Origin of the sequence: Streptomyces sp. CGMCC 4.7035 (genome assembly GCF_031583065.1) — a bacterium.
Lineage (GTDB): Bacteria > Actinomycetota > Actinomycetes > Streptomycetales > Streptomycetaceae > Streptomyces > Streptomyces yaanensis.
In genome coordinates this window covers 1408863-1426757 of the sequence record NZ_CP134053.1, presented here as the reverse complement: position 1 = coordinate 1426757, position 17895 = coordinate 1408863, and the positions used below count along the sequence as shown (strand labels likewise).

Here is a 17895-nt window from a genome sequence, read left to right as displayed (position 1 = left end):
CCACGCCCTTCTTCATTCCGAGACACCCGTCCCGACCCGCGAGACGATTTCGTCCCAGTAACCGGGCATGCCCTCCCAGGGGTCGGCGCGGCCGCCCCGATCCGTGCGGTCGGTGAACCAGATGGTCGCGGCGCCCTGCCAGCGGGCTATGCGCAGCGCCTCGTCGAGGTGGCCGCGAGGCACACCGTGGACGAAGTGGCAGAACCGCTCGGGCGGGTGGTCGGCAGTCCACTCGGCCACCTGCGACCAGCGGTAGTCGCTCCAGGAGCCGGAGAAGGTGACCAGCTGGTCGGCGTACTCCACGTAGCCGGGATACGGGTGGGTGCCGTGTCCCAGGACCATGTGCCCGTGGTGAAGGAGGGATCGCAGAGTTGTGATCGTGCGGCCGACCTCGGGAAGCATGGCGCGTTCGGTGGGGCAGCGGTTCAGGAAGAAGCCGTCGACCCGGTACCAGTCGACATACCGGTGCGCCTCGGAGATCAGCTCGCCATGGGTGCGCGCGCCGTATGCGGCATCGAGGTGACCGAGAACACGCACGCCGACGGTGTGCAGCCGTCCCGCGGCCTCCAGGCAGTGTGGGTCGGGCCGAGCGCCGGGGCCCCCGCTCACATTGAGGACGACCCAGTGGACAGGGGTGCCCGGGCGGGTGAGTTCGCCCCACTCCAAGGGGGCGACGAGGGGGTGCGCATAGCCCGGGATGCCGAGGCCGGGGCCCAGGCCGGTGCTCGTGGTGCCCGTCGTCACGCTGGTCAGATGCGGCATGCCGCCTCCATCCAGATGTCGGCGAGGGACTCTTCGAGGTTGATCCGGGGCCGCCAGCCGAGCCGGTCGCGGGCGGTGCGCACGTCGGCCTGCTGCCAGCTGCCGCAGCCGTCCGGGTAGGGGTACGCGACTGGAGTGGCGTGCTCCGATTCGCCCCGGGGATGGCCGATGGACGGCCGCACCGGTCCGGGCGGGCCGTCGAGTTCGTGCAGGGCACCGCCGTAGCCGGCGACGCGGGCGAGGACGGCGGCCGCGTCACGCAGGCGTACGGCGCGGCCCGAGCCGATGTTGATCACTCCCTGGGCGGCGGAGAGGGAGGCGGCGTGGACGGCGCGGGCGACGTCGCGTACGTCGACGAAGTCGCGCTGGACGCCGAGCCCGCCGAGCTTGAGTTCGCCGTCGCCCGACTGCATGGCGCGGCGCAGGGCCTCGGCGAGCCGACCGAGCGGAGATCCCGCGGGGGTGCCGGGCCCGGCGGGCGAGAACACGCGGAGCACGACCGCGTCGAGCCCTGAGCCGAGGACCAGTTCGGTGGCGGCGAGCTTGCTGACGCCGTACGGGCCTCCGGGGCGCGGGACCGCGTCCTCTGCCGTGGAGGAACCGGGCTGGCTCGGTCCGTATTCGGCGCCGCAGCCGATCTGGACCAGTCGGGCCCCGCAGCCGCTGCGGCGCAGGGCCTCGCAGACGGTGGCGACGGCGACGGTGTTGTGCCGGGTGAGTTCGCGGGCGCCGCCGCGGATGGCTCCGGCGCAGTTGATGACGACCCCGGGGTGCACGGCGTCCAGGAAGCGGGTGAGCGCGCCGGGGCTGCCGGACGCGAGGTCGAACCGTACGTCGGCGTCGTCGCCGCGGCCGAGCGCGGTGAGCTGCACGGCCGGGTCGGCGAGCAGGCGGTCGGCCACGAAGCGGCCGAGGTATCCGTTGGCTCCGATCAGCAGGACCCTCATCGGGCGGCTCCCGGGGCGGACTCTCCGGTTCGGGAGGTGATCATCTGACGTTCTCCTTCAGGGGTGGTGCCGTGGGATGAGAGGAGCCCGCGGTGTCGGCCCCGCGGGAGGGGTGTGCCGGGAGTGGGGACGGTGTCCCGGGCAACGGTGGCGGCCCATGGCGTCGGAGGTGGGGGTGTGTCATGGGCCGCTGCTCAGGGTGATCCGGGTGGCCGGGCATGGGCCGAGGCCCGGGTCAGGGTGCGGGTCGCGTACAGCAGCAGGGTCAGGGCGGCGAGGGCGCAGACGAGGGCCGGGACGGCGTCCGTGCCCCTGTTGGCGGCCAGGGTCTCGACCGGGGTGGCCAGGAACGAGCAGCCGGGAAGGCGGCCGACGAAGACCGTGGTCAGCGCGGTCGCCTCGGCGGCGGCCGCGGCACCGAGGACGACTGCCGGGGCGTGGCCGAAGCCATGCACGGTGAGCAGGCGGGCGAGCAGCAGGAGCGCGCCGAGGGAACCGGCGCCGGCGTACGCGGCGGGCTCGCCGAGTACGGCCCCGCACAGCGCCAGCAGCGCGCCCAGACCGCACAGAAAAAGTCCGAACACGCCCAGGAGCAGTGGGGTGACGGAGGACGCGAACTCCTCAAGGCCACGGCTGACGGCGAGTCTGCGGCGGGCGCGGACGGCGAGGAGGTGGGCACACCAGGCGGCCGGGCCGCAGGCCAGGGCGAGCGCCAGGACGGGCGCGGTGGCCAGGGGCCAGGGACCGTCGGGGCCGCCGTCCAGCGCGGCGCGCAGCAGCCCGTCGCCGAGGAGTGCGTACGCGAGCAGCCAACACGTCCACGCGCGCGTGGCGGCCGGGGTGGCGTGGGAGGGGGCGTGCAGGGGACCTCGGAATAGCGCCACGCGCAGACCGAGCACTACGGCGACGGCACCGAGCACGGCGACGGCGAGGCGGAGCCGGCCTTCGGTGAGCCGCAGCCCGATGACAGCGCCCGCGCACAGAGCGCCGGGGAGCAGCGCCAGGACGGCCCAGGACCAGTGCCCGCGGCGGACGTCCGGAGGTGCGGGAGGCTGCCGGGGCTGGTCGCCGTCGCGCGGTACGCGCGCGTACATCTCCTCGGCGAGCGAGAACACGTCGCGATGCCGGAAGCGCGCGGCGGTCCGGTCGGTCAGGCCGTGGGCCTCAAGGCCGGCCGCGATCTCCAAGGGGTCGACAGCGCGCTCGCAAAGGTCACGGTGCTGGTGCATGAGGGCCTTGACGGGGTCGGCGGCGCCCCGGCGGCCGGGGGTTTTGCGAGACGGGTTGGCGCCGGCGTTGGGCGCGGGGCTCGTGGCGTCGGCTGCCGTGTGGAGCGCGCGCTCCGGCGCGGTGAGATCCGTGCGCGCCTCGGCGGGCGATCCATCGGGACGCGCCTCGGCCGACGATTCATCGGGACGCGCGTCGTCTGGAACTGCGTCGGGGCGTGCCCCGGCGGGAGATTCGTCGCGCGCGCCCCTCTGCGCGACACGCGCACCCTCCGATGTCCAGGACTCGTCCCCCTTCTCGGCCTGGGCCTCGTCGAGCGCGCCCCCGCGCAGGTCCGGCGCGCCTTCCGCGCCGCACAACCCGGCGCGGAACGCCTCGGGCGCGCCCGTGCGGGCCGCGCGCGCGGTCCCGAGCACGGCGGCCCTCGCCGCCGTTTCGGCGCCGGAGCCCGCCGTTCCCGCGTCCGCGCGTACGCCTGCCCCTGTCGCCTCCTCCGCGTGGAAGCCCGTCTCCCCCGCACCGGCGAGCCATTCCTGCGACCGCGCGTCCCACCCTCCGGGCCTGCCCGGGGTGCCACGGCGATCCAGTTCTCCCAGGTCGCTCATAGCGCGCCCTCCGTCGCCGGGACGGGTTCCTGGAACGGCCCGGCGGCGCGTACGGGTGCCACCGCGCGGCCCGGTGCCCATGCCCAGCGCGGTTTCCCGGCGAGGTGGCGCAGCTCGGTCCAGCGGCCGGGCAGATGCGCCTCCGCCGGCACCCCGAAGGGCAGCGGTTCCCCCGCGTCGTCCACGAGCACCCGTCGCACCGGCGCACGGGAGACGATCTCCAGGTAAATACCGTGAAATGCCGCCACGTTCTGCTCGACGGTGAAGAGCTCCTGGGCTCTCGCGCGGGCGGCCGCACCCAGGCGTTCACGGCGCTCGGGGTCGCGCAGCATCGCCAGACACGCCTCCGCGAGCGCCCGCGGGTTGCGCGGTGGGACCACGAGGCCCGTACCACCGATGACCTCGACCACCGCGCCCACGTCGGTGGACACCGTGGCGCGGCCGCAGAACATGGCCTCCACCAGACTGATCGGAAAGCCTTCGACGACGCTCGACAGGACGACGACCGCCCCGGCCGCGTAGGCCTCCGCCCGATCGGGCACCTCCGGGCCGCCGATCTCCTCGAAGGACACCGGGTTGTCACCGACGGCGTGCACGCCTTCCGCCTCGTCGGGGAAGAGCTGAGCGGCCAGTGCCCTGCAGTGCCCGAGGTAGGCCTCACCCTCGGCGTCGGCTGCGGATCCGATGATCCGGAGCCGCGCCTTCGGATCCTCCTTGCGGATCTCCGCGAAGGCATGGAGCAGGGAGATCAGGTCCTTGGCGGGCTCGACGCGACCGACCCAGACCAGCGTGTGAGGATCCCCGCAGTCGGCCGACTCGCCCACTTCGGTGAACCGGGACGCCTCCATGCCGGGGTAGACCGTGCGCAGCTTGTCCCGGTCGGCGCCGCACCGCTCCTGCCAGCGGCGGGCATGGGTGTTGCCGGGCGTGATGCACACGGCCCGCCGGTACACCTCGGAGGCGAGCCGGCGCTGGAAGGAGGCGAGGAGCGCGCGCACCGCGGAGGGCCCTCCGCCCGACGTGCCCAGGTAGTGCGCCCGCAGGTGCACGCCGTACTCGGTGACCAGCAGCGGGACCCCCGCGAAGTGCCCGGCGAGGAGCCCGGGCAGGGCCGCGGCGCCGCCCGTCGTGGCATGGCAGAGGTCGACCGAGCCGAGCCCGTCGTCCTCGTACCAGTCGAGCGAGAGAGGGCGCAGGGCACGTTCGACGTGCGCGGCCACATCCAGCAGATCGGGGACACGTGCCGTGCGCGCCGCCCGGATGGCGCCCGGGGCGCGGCAGGCGCGTTCCAGTGCGCGGACGGCGGTCTCGGAACGCAGGGCGCCGACCAGTCCGCCCTCGTCGCGGGCGAGTTCGGCAAGCGCGTAGAGGGCGTTGCCGAAACGGTCCTCCTCGGGCCCGACCGGTCCGGACGCGCTCTGCGGCGCCCCGGGCTCCGGTGCCGCACAGAATGCGGCGGCCAATTCCTCGTACGCCTCGGCGAATTGCCGCCGCGCCCGGCGCCCGTACGCGACCCCGTCGTCCCCCGCGGTCCACAGAGGCGCCGTCCGTACCCGGCTGACCTGCGGCGGCAGCGGGATCCAGCCCTCGGCTTCCTGCCGCTCGCTGCGGCTGAGCGCATAGATCTCGAACTCGTGCCGCCCGAGCCCGCGCACAAGTCGGTCACACCAGAGCCTGGCGTCACCGCTCACATGCGGATAGCCACCTTCCGTAAGCAGTCCGATGCGCACGAACACACCCCCGATCTCCCGCATGAGGAGCCGCCATTGCCCCGGCGGCTCGCAGCGGGAAGAAGGTATGCGGACATGACGGTGGCGCGGCGGACGGTTGTCCATCGCGCCACCAAAAGGGGTGAACGGTCGTAACTTTCCCACACGGACCGCGTTCGGTCGCGCTAAGAGATCGACTGATTACGTTTCGTTCAAGGGCGGTGGACTTGCCGGAGCCGGACTCGCCGGCCAGGGCCAGTGCGGCGCCCTTCTCCAGCCGGAACGCAAGTCCATGTGACGAGAGTGCCGCCCGTCAACTCCCCGGGTAGGGCCAGGGATTGGGCAGACAGTGGATTCCGTCGTGGTCGAGGAACTTCGTCTGCTGCTGCATGACCGGCGCCAACTCACCGTTCTTGTCGCAGGTGACGTGGTTGTGGCCGAGGCGGTGGCCGACCTCGTGGTTGATCAGCATCTGGCGGTAGGCGTGAATCGCGTCACCGTAGGTCTTCGAGCCCTGCGCCCAGCGATAGGCGTTGATCATCACGCGCTCGGTCGAGGCCGAATCGCACGAGACGTTGTCCTCCGCGGTGTCGAGGCCGGACTTGAGGCACCAGACGGCGGTGGTGCCGGGGCTGGCCAGCGTGATCACGAAGTCGGGCTTGCCGGAGTGGACGCGCTCGAAGGTGCGGGCGCCGTTGTGGGACCAGCTGCGGTCGTCGTTGAGGGTCTTGTGCACGGCTTGTGCGAAGAGTTCGCCGTCGAGGCCGAGCCCCTTCTCCACGTCCACACGGTAGGTGTACTTCCGCCCCGTGCCGGGTGCCTTGTCGATGCCGGGGACCGCTTCGAACTTCCCCGAGCCCTTCAGCGTGGCGCTGAGCGGGTACTTCTTGCCCATCGCCTGCGCGTACGTCAGCGGCGTCGCGCTGGGCACAACGGAGGGGGTCGGGCGGTCGTTGCCACGGGTGGCAGAGTCGTGGGCGGCGCGGGCCCGGTCGGCGGTGGCGGCCTGCGACCGCGCGGCGCTGCCGTCCTGCCGGTCGGCAACCTGGCCGGCGACGACGACCGCGAGCACGGTGGTGACGGCGGCGGCCGCGATCCCGGTGAAGGTACGCCCCTTGCGGCTCCCCTTGCGCGCCGCTTCGTCGGCCTCGGTCGCCGACGCGTCGTCGGTACCGATGTCCGCCCCGGTCTTCGTCCCGGTGCCCGCCCCGGCGCCGCGGTCGTCGGTGAGAGGCGGACGGTCGGCGCGGCCGGTACGACGGGGCGCGAAGACGTCGTCGCCCTCCTCGAAGGCTTCGAGGTACTCCTGGCGGGGGCCGGGCTGCGACCGCTGGTGCGGGATGCGGGGCGCGGGGCGTCCGGGCGGCGCGGCCTGAGGCACGGGCCCGCTGTGGAACTGGCCCCAGCCACCGCCGGGTTCATGCTGCTGGGGGTGACCGCCGCGGACTCGGGGGGTTCCGTGGGCGGGGGTGCCGTCGGGAAAGCGGGGCATGCCGTGGGCGGGGGTGCCGTCAGGAACACGCGGCACCCCATGAGCAGGCGTACCGTCCGCGAAACGCGGCACCCCACGCGCCGGGGTCCCGTCAGGAACACGCGGCACCCCATGAGCAGGCGTACCCTCGGCGCCCCTGGGCGCGCCATGAGCGAATGCGGGTGTGGATGCGGGTGGGGCTGTGGGTGCCGTCGCGCCCCGCGCCGACCGGTCCGTCGGTGCCGGCTCGGCCCGCGTCGGTGTACCCGCCGCGGGTACGCCAGGCACCGGCCCGGCGTCCATGTTCCTCTTGTTGCCCCGCCCCTTGCGGCTGTGCCGTCCCACGCCGCGCCTCAGCTCCCCGCGCCGGCGCTGCCGGACTCGTCCGTCGCGGCGGCGTCACCGGCATCGCCCACGGGCGCGGCCCCGTTCGCGGCCGCCTTCGCGGCCATGTTCGCCGGCTCGGACAACCCGCCTGCTTCCGCGAGGAGTTCACGGAACGCCGTCGCCACCAGATCCGGGTACTCCATCATCGCGACGTGCCCCGCGTCCGGCAGGGACAGCAGCCGGGAGTCGCGGAAGGCGCGCGCCGCGCGGCCGGCCATGCGGAACGACACCAGCTGGTCCCGGCCGCCGTACACGAGCAGCGTCGGCGCGAGCACTCGCTCCGCCTGGCGCCACAGCCCGTGCTGCCCGCCCAGCGTGTACGCGTTCACGATCCCGCGCGCCGAACGCGCCATGGCGTCCCAGAAGTACGGCAACTGGAGCCGCCGCTCCATCTCCTCGACCGCGTTGCGGAAGCCTTCCGGGGTGACGCGCCCGGGGTCGCCGTAGCAGAGCGCCATGACCCCGCGGACGCGCTGCTCGGCCGTCCAGTCCTTGGTGTACCGGGTGAACAGGGCGGCGACGCCGGGCAGCGCGAGCAGGCCCGTAGGAACCGCGCCGCGCTGCACGCGGATCTCCGGCAGAGCGGGCGAGACGAGCGTGAGCGTACGGACGAGGTCGGGGCGCACGGCCGCCACGCGCGTCGCGACGGCGCCGCCCATCGAGTTGCCGAACAGGTGCACGGGACCACGGCCGGCCGCGTCCAGGAGGCGAATGACAGCGCGCGCGTGCCCGGTGACCGAATAGTTGCCGTCGTCCGGCGGCGGCGAGTCGCCGAAGCCCGGAAGGTCCAGGGCCTCGCCGTCGACGTGCCCGTCCAGCAGCGCCATCAGCGCGGACCAGTTCTGGGAGGAACCGCCGAGTCCGTGCACATACAGCGCGGGCGGCAGGCCCTCACGCTCCGGCGGCCTCGACCGCACGGTCAGCGTGATCCCCGGCAGCCCCACCGACCTGAGCCGCTCGCCCTCCTCGACCCTGACGGGCGACACCTTCGGGAGCACATTGGCGGCCGGGGCGGCAAACGGCAACTCGGTCGAAGACATGGAGCAATGTTACGAGACGATCACGCGAGTGGTTCATGTGTTCGCCGTCACAGACGGCACGAGCGTGGCGCGCGCGCATCCTGGTGCGGCACACCAGCGTGGCGCGCGCATCCCGGTGCGGCGCACACCAGCGTGGTGCACGCATCCCGGTGCGGGGCACACGTGACGGTGAGGCGCGTCGGCCGCCGCAAAGCGTCCCCTTCACTGCACATAGCGCCTTCACCACACATAGCGTCCAGATCGGGTGTCTCCTAGGCTCATAGCAGGGCACCCGCTTGTGGCCCCTGCCTCTTTCAGGGACGTGCCAGGAGTTCTAGGAAGGGAGCCCACCATGGCCGTAGACCCCACTGATCCCGAGACGTTCGAGGACGACGAGACCGACGCCGTAGAACTCGACGTGGAAGCTCCGGAGAACGACGCCGCGGAACAACTCGCGGAACTCGCCCCCGAGCGGGACGAACCCCTGACCGAAGAGGACATTCTCCGCGCCAACGAGGCCGATCTCGTGGAGCAGAAACGCGTCATCACCCTCGATGAGGACGACTATCGGTGAGCATCGGTGAGGTAAGAGGACGATCACATCGGGCAAGATGACGAGTACGCCAGGCGAGAGGCCGCGGGCCCGGCACACGGTGGGGGGTGGTCATCGGCCCGCCCTGCCCCCGTTTGTGGTGCTCCGGGAGCCTTTCGCCATTGTCCGGTCCGTGAAATTCTGCGCTCGCACCGCGCACAGCACGGTTACCGAAAAGTACGATGGCGACGCGGCGCACACCGCATGTGGACGATTTTGGGAGGCGGCGTGACAGCCATCGAGCAGACAGAGGCGGCACGCCCGCGGGGCACTCGGCTGCCTCGCCGTGCCCGACGCAACCAGCTGCTGGGCGCCGCGCAGGAAGTCTTCGTGGCACAGGGGTACCACGCGGCCGCGATGGACGACATCGCCGAGCGCGCCGGCGTCAGCAAGCCGGTGCTCTACCAGCACTTCCCGGGCAAGCTCGACCTCTATCTGGCCCTGCTGGACCAGCACTGCGAGGCGCTGCTGCAGGCCGTACGGAGCGCGCTCGCCTCGACGTCCGACAACAAGCAGCGCGTGCGGGCCACCATGGACGCGTATTTCGCGTACGTGGAGGACGACGGCGGCGCGTTCCGGCTGGTCTTCGAGTCGGACCTGACCAACGAGCCCGCCGTGCGCGAGCGCGTCGACAAGGTCACGATCGAGTGCGCGGAGGCGATCTGCGACGTCATCGCCGAGGACACCGGCCTGTCGCGGGCCGAATCGATGCTGCTGGCGTCGGGTCTCGGCGGCCTCGCCCAGGTCGTGGCGCGCTCCTGGCTGCACAGCGACCGCAGCGTGCCGCGCGACCAGGCGGTCCAGCTGCTGACCTCGCTGGCCTGGCGGGGCATCGCGGGTTTCCCGCTGCACGGCAGCGAACAGCACTGAGGGGGCGTGCGACACCGCTGAGCGTCGCGCACGACATCACCGAGCCGAGCCGTACGGTTCCACGGAGCCGAGCCGTACGGTTCCGCCGAGCCGAGCCGTACGGTTCCGCCGAGCCGAGCCGTACGGTTCCGCCGAGCGGGGCCGTACGGCTGTTTGTTCCCGTCGGCTGTTCGCTCCTGGCGTTCCGGCGCGGAGCGTGTACGTCCCCTCACCGGGCTAATGTGTGCTGGTACGGCGCGGACGGCCGCGCACATGACTGACCGTCGGAGGGACAAAGCCGTGGAGGTCAAGATCGGCGTGCAGCACGCGCCCCGCGAGATCGCTCTGGAGAGTGGTCAGAGTGCCGAGGAGGTCGAGCGCCTCGTGGCCGATGCGCTGGCCGGCAAGTCGCAGCTGCTGAGCCTCGTGGATGAGCACGGCCGCAAGGTGCTGGTCCCGGCCGACCGTCTCGCGTACGTGGAGATCGGCGAGCCGGCCCCGCGCAAGGTGGGCTTCGGCGCGCTGTAGTTCCGAGTGGAGCAGTAGCTCCGAACGAAGCAGAGGGGAGGGGCCCGGTGGCACACACCACCGGGCCCCTCCCCTTTGCCCCGTCCACAGCGGGAGCACATCACCCACACAGAGGAGGATTGTGTTCCGTACGCCGCGGGTAGGACCGGCTACGACCGTTTTGCCCAGGCAGCAGCCGTGCGGGAGGGAACCTCGCCATGTTCTTGGAAGCGCTTGGCTCCGCCGTCCTCGGGCTCGCCCTGGCCTGGGCGGCCGCACACCGGCTGCCGCACCGGTTGCCGTCCCGGGCCCTGGTGCTGTCGACGGGTGCGGCGGGGGCTCTCTTCGGCGCGTTCGTCACCCACAGCGCGCTGGGCTCCGCGAATCTCCTGGTGATCCTCGTCGGCGCGCTGGTGGTCTCCGCGGCGTCGTTGTCGCTGCTGTTGCGGCCCGCGGAGGGATTTCGCCGCCGGTCGGCGACGGCCTGACCCCGGACGCCGACCACGACCACGACCGCAACCGCGACCGCGACGGCAGTGGGGAGGGCGATGGCTAGGGCGATGGCGAGGGCGAAGGCCCGGACGACAAGCGCCCGGGCTCAAGCGGCGACCACGGTGAGGACTCACGTGCGGCGACCCGCAGGGCGACCACAGTGAGTGACCACGCACAGCCGCCACGGTGAAGAACACCGGGCCGACGAGCACCAGGCCCTCGTGACACGGCAGCCACGTCACCGTGACGCGCAATGGCCGTGACCACGCGGCCGGGGCTCTACGCCGCGGCCCCCGTGATCACGCGGCCAGCCCCAGTGCCGCCATCCGCTTCGTGTGGGCCTCGGTGATCCGGGAGAACATCTTGCCGACCTCGGCGAGGTCGAAGCCGTCCGCGACCCCTCCGACGAGCATCGTCGAGAGCGCGTCCCGGTCGGCGACCACGCGCTGCGACTGCGACAGGGCCTCGCCCATCAGGCGCCGCGCCCACAGCGCCAGCCGCCCGCCCACGCGCGGGTCGGCCTCGATCGCGGCGCGCACCTTCTCGACGGCGAAGCCGGCGTGCCCGGTGTCGTCGAGGACGGCCAGGACGAGTTCGCGGGTGTCGGCGTCGAGCCGGGCCGCGACCTCACGGTAGAAGTCGCTGGCGATCGAGTCGCCCACGTACGCCTTGACGAGCCCCTCCAGCCAGTCCGAGGGCGCCGTCTGCTTGTGGAAGCCGTCGTACGCCGCGACGAACGGCTCCATGGCCTGCGTCGGTTCGACCCCGATCTCGGTGAGCCGGTCCCTGATCCGCTCGAAGTGGTGGAACTCGGCGGACGCCATCTTCGCCAGTTCCGCCTTGTCCGCGAGCGTCGGCGCGAGCTTCGCGTCCTCCGCGAGCCGCTCGAACGCCGCCAGTTCCCCGTACGCGAGCGCACCGAGCAGGTCCACGATCGCGGCACGGTACTGGGGGTCGACAGAGGCGCTCGCCCAGTCCTGGGCGGCGACTCCGGTGGGTTCGGCGGATGCCTCGGGGGCGTTGTCAGGCGTCGTCATGAAGCGCACAATAGCCCGCTCACCGCCCCTCGGAAGTCCCTGGTCAATCAGTGTGACGACGGCTACGTGACGGAATCGGCCACCGCGTGTTCGCGATTCCAGGGTATGGTGGTAATGCGCCTGCCGAATATTCGACGGGCCGCACGTATGAGGATGCCCGGTCGGTGGCCCGATCGGCTCCGACCCGACAGCCCTCTTAGTCCGTACGGCACTGCGCGTACGGCATCCGGAGGGACCCTCAGCGGTACGAGCGCTGGAGCGTCGGCGTGGTCCCGTGCCACAGGCCCGTCCCCCAAGCAGGCCGACGACATCCTGCACGGTCACGACCCCCGCGTTCGCCTCGCATCGCGCTCACAGAAGAGGCAGCACCCTGACTACGACCTTTCGAGAACTCGGAATCCTTCCCGAGACGGCCGAGGCCCTGGAAGCCGTCGGCATCATCAACCCCTTCCCCATCCAGGAGATGACGCTCCCCGTAGCCCTCTCCGGCACCGATGTCATCGGCCAGGCCAAGACCGGTACCGGCAAGACCCTGGGCTTCGGGCTCCCGCTCCTTGAGCGCGTCACCGTCCCCGTCGACGTAGAGGCGGGCCGCGCCAAGCCCGAGGCCCTCACCGACGCCCCGCAGGCACTCGTCGTCGTCCCCACGCGCGAGCTGTGCACGCAGGTCACCAACGACCTGCTGACCGCGGGCAAGGTGCGCAACGTACGCGTCACGGCGATCTACGGCGGCCGGGCCTACGAACCCCAGGTCGAGGCCCTGAAGAACGGCGTCGACGTGGTCGTCGGCACCCCGGGCCGCCTGCTGGACCTGGCCGGCCAGAAGAAGCTGAACCTGAAGCACGTGAAGTGCCTGGTCCTCGACGAGGCCGACGAGATGCTCGACCTGGGCTTCCTGCCCGACGTCGAGAAGATCATGGACATGCTGCCGGCGAAGCGTCAGACGATGCTCTTCTCGGCCACCATGCCGGGCGCGGTCATCGGCCTGGCCCGCCGCTACATGTCGCGGCCCACGCACATCCGCGCCACGGCGCCGGACGACGAGGGCGCGACGGTCGCGAACATCGCGCAGTTCGTCTACCGCGGGCACTCGCTCGACAAGCCGGAGATGGTCGCTCGCATCCTGCAGGCCGAGGGCCGCGGGCTGGCGATGATCTTCTGCCGTACGAAGCGGACGGCGGCCGACATCGCCGAGCAGCTCCAGCGGCGCGGCTTCGCGGCCGGCTCGGTCCACGGCGACCTCGGCCAGGGCGCCCGCGAGCAGGCGCTGCGCGCCTTCCGCAACGGCAAGGTGGACGTGCTCGTCTGCACCGACGTGGCCGCGCGCGGCATCGACGTCGAGGGCGTCACGCACGTCATCAACTACCAGTCCCCCGAGGACGAGAAGACGTACCTGCACCGCATCGGCCGTACGGGCCGCGCGGGCGCGTCGGGTACGGCGATCACGTTCGTCGACTGGGACGACATCCCGCGCTGGCAGCTGATCAACAAGGCGCTGGAGCTGAACTTCAACGACCCGGTGGAGACGTACTCCACGTCTCCGCACCTCTTCAGCGACCTCGGTATCCCCGAGGGCACGAAGGGTGTCCTGCCGCGCTCGGAGCGCACGCGCGCCGGGCTCGCGGCGGAGGAGCTGGAGGACCTGGGCGAGACGGGCGGACGGGGGCCGCGCGGGCGCCGTTCCTCCGCTCCGCCCGCGGAACGCGAGCGTCCGGCACGTACGCCGCGGCGGCGTCGTCGTACGCGGAGCGGGGCGCCGCTGGAGGCTCCGGCCGCCACGGACACCCCGGAGACCACCGAGGCCGTGGAGCCCCGCACACCGCGCCGCCGTCGCCGCACGCGCGGCGGGGAGCCGGCGGAGTCGGTCGCGACGGTGGCGCAGACGACGGAACCGAGTGCGCCGGAGGCGACTCCGGCTGCCGCCGAGGCCGCCGTCGACACCGCGGAGGCCACGGAGACCAAGCCGCGCCGCCGCCGCACCCGCAAGACCACGGAAGCAGCACCCGCCGCAACCGAGGCCACCACCGCCCCGGAGGCGACTCCGGCTGCCGCCGAGGCCGCCGTCGACACCGCGGAGGCCACGGAGACCAAGCCGCGTCGGCGTACCCGCAAGGCTGCGGAGGCGGCTCCGGCCGTCGAGGCCGCTGCGGAGAGTGCCGTGGACACCGCCGAGGCGGTGGAGACCAAGCCGCGCCGCCGCACCCGCAAGGCCGCGGAGGCGGCTCCGGCCGTCGAGGCCGCTGCGGAGAGTGCCGTGGACACCGCCGAGGCGGTGGAGACCAAGCCGCGCCGCCGCACCCGCAAGGCTGCAGAGGCTGTCGAGGGCACGGCGGCCACGGAGGCGGCGGACGAGGCTCCGGCCAAGCCGCGTCGGCGTACGCGCAAGGCCGCGGAGGCCGCGGTCGAGACGGCGGAGGGCGTCGCGACCGATGCCGAGGCACCCGCCAAGCCGCGCCGCACGCGCAAGACGGCGGAGACCGCACCTGCGGAGGACACGGAGGCCAAGCCGCGTCGGCGTACGCGCAAGGCCGCGGAGGCCGCGGTCGAGACGGCGGAGGGCGTCACGGCGGATGCCGAGGCACCCGCCAAGCCGCGCCGCACGCGCAAGACGGCGGAGACCGCACCTGCGGAGGACACTGAGGCCAAGCCCCGGCGCCGCACCCGCAAGGCCACGGAAGCGGCACCCGTCGCGGCCGCGGCCGCCGTGGACACCGTTGAGGCCACGGAGGCCAAGCCGCGTCGGCGTACCACCCGCAAGGCCGTGGTCGCCGAGGCTGTGATTCCCGCGCAGGTGGCCGCCGAGGAGCCCGTGGCCACGCCGCGACGCCGTACGCGCAAGGCGGTGGCTGTCGAGGCGGAGATTCCGGCACAGGCGGACGAGGCCGCGGCGAAGCCGCGTCGGCGTACGCGCAAGGCGACGGAGCCCGCGGAGGGCTGACGCGCCGGTTGTTCGATGGCCCGCCCCCACGTCTCGTGGGGGCGGGCCATCGGTGTTCCCGGGCCCGGTGCGTAAGCAGCGCCCGGTGTCGGTGCGGGCCGGGCGGAGTTCCGCTTACCGGTTACCGGCACTTGCCCACCCACAACCGCGTGAATCCGTACACCGCGATGTCACCGCCCCATCCCCACCCCGGCCCGACCGCCCGGTAACCTCCCCCCATGAGCCGTCCCCCGACCTTCACCCCGCCCCCCGGTGTCCGGGCGTACCGGCTCGGTACGGAACGCGGGCAGTTCGCCGTACTCGACTCGGAAGCGGCCACGCGGCAGGTCAAGGGGACCGCCCTCCTGCTGCCCGGGTACACCGGGAGCAAGGAGGACTTCATCGCGCTGCAGCCGCTTCTCTCGGCGGCCGGGTACCGGACCGTCGCCGTCGACGGGCGGGGGCAGTACGAGTCACCCGGCCCGCGGGACGACGAAGGGCCGTACGCGCAGAGCGAGTTGGCGCGGGACGTCATCGCGCAGGCGCACGCCGTCGGTGGGTCCGTGCATCTCCTCGGGCACTCGCTCGGCGGTCAGATCGCCCGCGCCGCCGTCCTCCTCGACGCCGCGCCGTTCGTCTCCCTCACCCTTATGGCCTCCGGCCCGGCCCAGATCTCCGTCCCCCAGCAGCAGCGCGTCAAGCTGCTGCGCGACGCCCTCGCCGTACTGGACATGGCTCAGGTCTGGAGCGCCGTCCAGGCCATGGAACCGCCGGAGGAGACCGACGGCGGGGACATCGACGAGGGACTACTGGACGGGGAGGACCTACGCCGCCGCTGGCTCGGCAACAGCCCCGCCCAACTCCTCGTCACAGGTCGGCAGCTCTGCGAGGAACCCGACCGCGTGGCCGAGCTGGCCGCCGTCGGCCTGCCCATGCACGTGCTGTCCGGGGACCGTGACGACGCCTGGCCGATCCCGCTCCTGGACGACATGGCCGCCCGGCTGGGCGCCCACCGCACCGTCGTACCGCACGCCGAACACTCACCCAACACCGACCGGCCGGAACAGACCGCCGACGCCCTCGCGGCCTTCTGGGACCGGCACTGCTGAGCGCTCCGCGGGAAGTGCCGTGATCGGCCGTCGATCGTCTGCGGGCTCGTCGTCGCTGGTCTCTAGTACTGCCCCTGCAAGTGCTCCCAGAAGCCGTCCCGCAGTGCGCGCCGCAGGTCCGACTGGCCGCGCAGCGAGTACTGCAGCAGGCCCTCCGCCTCCACCAGCAGGTCCTGGTCGACGGAGCCGGGCAGGTACGGGTGTCCGGGCAGGAGGTCCGTCAGCGCCTCCCGGCCCCGTGCCGCCAGCCACTTCGCGGCGATCTGCGCACCCACGAAACGGACGTCCTCACGCGTGGGACGGGCCGCGGACGGGCCCTCGTACACCACGGTCGTCCGTCGGCTCACGTACGGCTTGAAGAAGTCGAGTTCGAGGGTGCGCTGACTGTCGACCTCCCACAGCAGCGGCTCCGCCTGGTTACGTCCCTCGGGCGCCTCGATGCCCCACAGGTGCACCCGCGCTCCGTACCCTTGCGCCGCCTCGACCGCCGACACCAGGTCCTCGTCGCCGCCGATGAGCGCCGCGTCACTGATGGCCCGATGCCGGGCCAGTGACTCCAGATCGGATCTGATGAGGGAGTCGACGCCCTTCTGCTGGTTGTTGGCGTTGAGGTTGCCGAGCCGCACCTTCACGTCCGGGAGTTCGGCGATGGACTGCTGCTCCGCCGTGTGGATGCGGCGCCTCGCGCCGTCGTACCAGTACACGCGCAGGAGCCGGCTGTCCGCGAAGATCGTGCGCGCCTTGTCGATGAACGCCTCGATCAGCCCCTCGGCGTCGAGGTCGAAGGCCCGGCGGTCCTCGGTGCCGGCGACGAGCCGTCCTGCGGCCGCGTACAGATAGCCGGCGTCGACGAAGATCGCATGGGTCGAGGGCGTCTTCGCCACCTCGGCGAGCATGCGCTGGAGCAACTCGTTCGTACGGTCGATGCGGGCGCCGAGCGCCGCCAGGTCGTCGTTCATATGCCTCCATTGTCCCGGCGGTCACGCTGCGAACACAACCGGTCCCCGTCGGTGGGCCGGGAACGCGATCAGCGCCCCATCCAGCCAGTCACAGTCACTTATCGGCCGCTTACCGGCCAGTAGTTAGCGACTCGAAAAATTTCCTTAGCGTAGGGAATGTTTGTAACAAGCATCCCGTTGACTACGAGTGGACGGGGGGCAATCGTCGCCCCGCGCTCCGCTCACCAGTAGTTCTCCTTCGGGAGGATGACCAGACGAAGGGAGAAGCCATGCGCTTCGAAATCATGCGACTCGACGACGTCAACGGCACACCCGTGGACTCCACCGTCGTGGACGCCGCCTCCGTCAAGCAGATCGTTCAGCAGGCCGCGGCCATCGGGCAGCGACTGTGGATCCGCCCCGCCGACTCGTCCGCCTCGTAACACCGTACGTCGTAGCCCGTATACGTCACTCACTCGGGCGCACTTGAGACTTCGGAGCCCCGTACGGCACGCATGCCGTACGGGGCTCCTTGTGCGCCGGGGCCGGGGGGCCGGCCCGAAGGCTCTCAGCTCGCGTGGATGACCTGGGTGACCCCGTTGATGATCTGCTGCACGGCGATCGCGGAGAGCATCATCCCCGCGAGCCGGGTCACCAGTACGACACCGCCGTCCTTGATCACCCGGATGACCAGCAGCGAGTAGCGCATCACCAGCCACAGCACGAGGTGGATCGCGAGGATCGCCGTCCACACGGACATCTGGGTGCCCACACTGTCGGCCCTCTGGACCGCCAGGATCACGGACACGATCGCGCCCGGTCCGGCCAGCAGCGGCATGCCCAGGGGCACGAGGGCGACGTTGACGTCCTTGGTCTGCTTCGGCTCGTCCGTCTTGCCGGTCAGCAGGTCGAGGGCGATCAGCAGGAGCAGCAGCCCACCCGCGATCATCAGCGCGGGCACGGAGACGTGCAGATAGTTCAGGATCTGGTGGCCGAGCACACCGAACACGGCGATGACACCGCCGGCCACGCAGACGGCTTGGAAGGCCATCCGCTTCTGCACCTTGGCGGGACGCCCGGCGGTGAGCGCGAGGAAGATCGGGGTGATCCCGGGGGGATCCATGATCACGAAGAGGGTCAGGAAGAGGGAACCGAAAACGGCGACGTCGAACATGAGGGCCTTGCGAAGAGTTGATGAGGTGACGGGGTGATGGCTGGTGGCGTGATGACGAGGTGATGGGGTGAAGAGGTGATGGGGTGAAGAGGGTGAAGAGGGTGAAGAGGTGATGGGGTGAAGAGGTACGGACGCGCAGGCCGCAGCGGGCAG

Annotated in this window: 16 protein-coding genes; 7 read left to right on the top strand and 9 right to left on the bottom strand. The window is 72.0% G+C overall.

What is annotated here, in order from left to right:
• Positions 1 to 12: 12 nt before the first annotated feature.
• The 6 genes from Q2K21_RS05845 to Q2K21_RS05820 form a co-directional block, all read right to left on the bottom strand.
• Entirely contained in the window at positions 13 to 762 is a 750-nt protein-coding gene (locus Q2K21_RS05845) for a spherulation-specific family 4 protein (RefSeq protein WP_310766420.1), read from the bottom strand.
• Entirely contained in the window at positions 750 to 1709 is a 960-nt protein-coding gene (locus Q2K21_RS05840) for an NAD-dependent epimerase/dehydratase family protein (protein ID WP_310766415.1), read from the bottom strand. Before Q2K21_RS05840 ends, Q2K21_RS05845 begins: the two co-directional genes overlap by 13 nt.
• A gap of 194 nt (positions 1710 to 1903) precedes the next feature.
• Positions 1904 to 3268 carry a hypothetical protein gene (locus Q2K21_RS05835; protein ID WP_386276036.1) on the bottom strand — a complete coding sequence of 455 codons (1365 nt, stop codon included), beginning with the start codon at positions 3266 to 3268 and terminating at the stop codon, positions 1904 to 1906.
• A gap of 269 nt (positions 3269 to 3537) precedes the next feature.
• The gene (locus Q2K21_RS05830) at positions 3538 to 5271 is read right to left on the bottom strand and encodes a DUF3492 domain-containing protein (RefSeq protein ID WP_386276037.1); all 1734 of its coding nucleotides are present in this window, start codon (positions 5269 to 5271) and stop codon (positions 3538 to 3540) included.
• A gap of 292 nt (positions 5272 to 5563) precedes the next feature.
• Positions 5564 to 7066, bottom strand: a complete 1503-nt coding sequence (locus Q2K21_RS05825) for a DUF3152 domain-containing protein (RefSeq protein ID WP_386276026.1) — start codon at positions 7064 to 7066, stop codon at positions 5564 to 5566.
• Positions 7067 to 7074: 8 nt separating this feature from the next.
• Positions 7075 to 8148 carry an alpha/beta fold hydrolase gene (locus Q2K21_RS05820; protein WP_310766409.1) on the bottom strand — a complete coding sequence of 358 codons (1074 nt, stop codon included), beginning with the start codon at positions 8146 to 8148 and terminating at the stop codon, positions 7075 to 7077.
• A 331-nt stretch (positions 8149 to 8479) separates the two neighbouring features.
• On the opposite strand from Q2K21_RS05820, the gene Q2K21_RS05815 reads away from it, so the two are divergent.
• From Q2K21_RS05815 to Q2K21_RS05800, 4 genes are all read left to right on the top strand, one after another.
• Positions 8480 to 8701 carry a hypothetical protein gene (locus Q2K21_RS05815; RefSeq protein WP_310766407.1) on the top strand — a complete coding sequence of 74 codons (222 nt, stop codon included), beginning with the start codon at positions 8480 to 8482 and terminating at the stop codon, positions 8699 to 8701.
• A 246-nt stretch (positions 8702 to 8947) separates the two neighbouring features.
• On the top strand, positions 8948 to 9589 hold the full coding sequence (locus Q2K21_RS05810; RefSeq protein ID WP_310766403.1) for a TetR/AcrR family transcriptional regulator: 642 nt from the start codon (positions 8948 to 8950) through the stop codon (positions 9587 to 9589).
• 279 nt (positions 9590 to 9868) lie between these two features.
• Complete coding sequence (locus Q2K21_RS05805) at positions 9869 to 10096, top strand: DUF3107 domain-containing protein (protein ID WP_310766401.1); 228 nt, start codon at positions 9869 to 9871, stop codon at positions 10094 to 10096.
• Between the two features lie 197 nt (positions 10097 to 10293).
• Positions 10294 to 10563, top strand: coding sequence for a hypothetical protein (locus tag Q2K21_RS05800; RefSeq protein ID WP_310766398.1), 270 nt, complete (start codon positions 10294 to 10296; stop codon positions 10561 to 10563).
• 303 nt (positions 10564 to 10866) lie between these two features.
• Here Q2K21_RS05800 and Q2K21_RS05795 read toward each other — a convergent pair whose 3' ends face one another.
• Complete coding sequence (locus tag Q2K21_RS05795; RefSeq protein WP_310766394.1) at positions 10867 to 11604, bottom strand: ferritin-like domain-containing protein; 738 nt, start codon at positions 11602 to 11604, stop codon at positions 10867 to 10869.
• Positions 11605 to 12067: 463 nt separating this feature from the next.
• On the opposite strand from Q2K21_RS05795, the gene Q2K21_RS05790 reads away from it, so the two are divergent.
• Together Q2K21_RS05790 and Q2K21_RS05785 are read left to right on the top strand one after the other, a co-directional pair.
• Positions 12068 to 14542, top strand: coding sequence for a DEAD/DEAH box helicase (locus Q2K21_RS05790; protein WP_310766392.1), 2475 nt, complete (start codon positions 12068 to 12070; stop codon positions 14540 to 14542).
• A 218-nt stretch (positions 14543 to 14760) separates the two neighbouring features.
• On the top strand, positions 14761 to 15630 hold the full coding sequence (locus Q2K21_RS05785) for an alpha/beta fold hydrolase (RefSeq protein WP_310766390.1): 870 nt from the start codon (positions 14761 to 14763) through the stop codon (positions 15628 to 15630).
• A 62-nt stretch (positions 15631 to 15692) separates the two neighbouring features.
• On the opposite strand, the gene Q2K21_RS05780 is transcribed toward Q2K21_RS05785, so the two are convergent.
• Positions 15693 to 16589: an NYN domain-containing protein gene (locus Q2K21_RS05780; RefSeq protein WP_310766388.1), complete on the bottom strand. Its 897-nt coding sequence runs from the start codon at positions 16587 to 16589 to the stop codon at positions 15693 to 15695.
• Between the two features lie 269 nt (positions 16590 to 16858).
• Between Q2K21_RS05780 and Q2K21_RS05775 the strand changes: the two genes are divergently transcribed.
• Entirely contained in the window at positions 16859 to 17011 is a 153-nt protein-coding gene (locus tag Q2K21_RS05775) for a hypothetical protein (protein WP_310766385.1), read from the top strand.
• A gap of 125 nt (positions 17012 to 17136) precedes the next feature.
• Here the strand turns inward: Q2K21_RS05775 and Q2K21_RS05770 are convergent, their stop codons facing one another.
• Entirely contained in the window at positions 17137 to 17742 is a 606-nt protein-coding gene (locus Q2K21_RS05770; protein ID WP_310766381.1) for a MarC family protein, read from the bottom strand.
• Between the last annotated feature and the right edge of the window lie 153 nt (positions 17743 to 17895).

Excerpts from the sequence above, each read along its gene's own strand:
- Q2K21_RS05845 (WP_310766420.1), bottom strand. The coding sequence starts at position 762 with ATGCCGCATCTGACCAGCGTGACGACGGGCACCACGAGCACCGGCCTG.
- Q2K21_RS05840 (WP_310766415.1), bottom strand. The coding sequence starts at position 1,709 with ATGAGGGTCCTGCTGATCGGAGCCAACGGATACCTCGGCCGCTTCGTG.
- Q2K21_RS05820 (WP_310766409.1), bottom strand. The coding sequence starts at position 8,148 with ATGTCTTCGACCGAGTTGCCGTTTGCCGCCCCGGCCGCCAATGTGCTC.
- Q2K21_RS05815 (WP_310766407.1), top strand. The coding sequence starts at position 8,480 with ATGGCCGTAGACCCCACTGATCCCGAGACGTTCGAGGACGACGAGACC.
- Q2K21_RS05800 (WP_310766398.1), top strand. The coding sequence starts at position 10,294 with ATGTTCTTGGAAGCGCTTGGCTCCGCCGTCCTCGGGCTCGCCCTGGCC.
- Q2K21_RS05795 (WP_310766394.1), bottom strand. The coding sequence starts at position 11,604 with ATGACGACGCCTGACAACGCCCCCGAGGCATCCGCCGAACCCACCGGA.
- Q2K21_RS05790 (WP_310766392.1), top strand. The coding sequence starts at position 12,068 with ATGACGCTCCCCGTAGCCCTCTCCGGCACCGATGTCATCGGCCAGGCC.
- Q2K21_RS05785 (WP_310766390.1), top strand. The coding sequence starts at position 14,761 with ATGAGCCGTCCCCCGACCTTCACCCCGCCCCCCGGTGTCCGGGCGTAC.
- Q2K21_RS05780 (WP_310766388.1), bottom strand. The coding sequence starts at position 16,589 with ATGAACGACGACCTGGCGGCGCTCGGCGCCCGCATCGACCGTACGAAC.
- Q2K21_RS05775 (WP_310766385.1), top strand. The coding sequence starts at position 16,859 with ATGCGCTTCGAAATCATGCGACTCGACGACGTCAACGGCACACCCGTG.
- Q2K21_RS05770 (WP_310766381.1), bottom strand. The coding sequence starts at position 17,742 with ATGTTCGACGTCGCCGTTTTCGGTTCCCTCTTCCTGACCCTCTTCGTG.